The 224-nt window shown below is 58.5% G+C and carries 1 protein-coding gene; it reads left to right on the top strand.

Annotated features, from left to right (window positions below):
* Positions 1–224 (top strand): MFS transporter (locus tag ACM615_RS23900; protein WP_431012629.1); only part of this gene is annotated, 224 nt, incomplete at both ends.

The raw sequence follows: 224 nt of genomic DNA, 5'->3' as shown, positions 1-224 counted from the left end.
GCCCATCATGCCCCAGCGCACACGCCGCATACTACGGTTTCAGCGCGATTTACTGGCAGGATATCGGGTATTCTTCGACCACCATCGGGTATTTATGGTCGCTCGGCGTGGTCGCAGAAGTGCTGGTCTTCACTTTCAGTAAACAGCTGTTCAGCCGCTGGTCGGCGCGCAATATGTTGCTGCTATCCGCCGTGTGTGGCGTGGTGCGCTGGGGCATGATGGGC

Origin of the sequence: Rahnella sp. PAMC25617, assembly GCF_050606005.1 — a bacterium.
GTDB classification, from domain to species: domain Bacteria; phylum Pseudomonadota; class Gammaproteobacteria; order Enterobacterales; family Enterobacteriaceae; genus Rahnella; species Rahnella variigena.
This window is presented reverse-complemented; position numbering and strand designations above follow the sequence as displayed.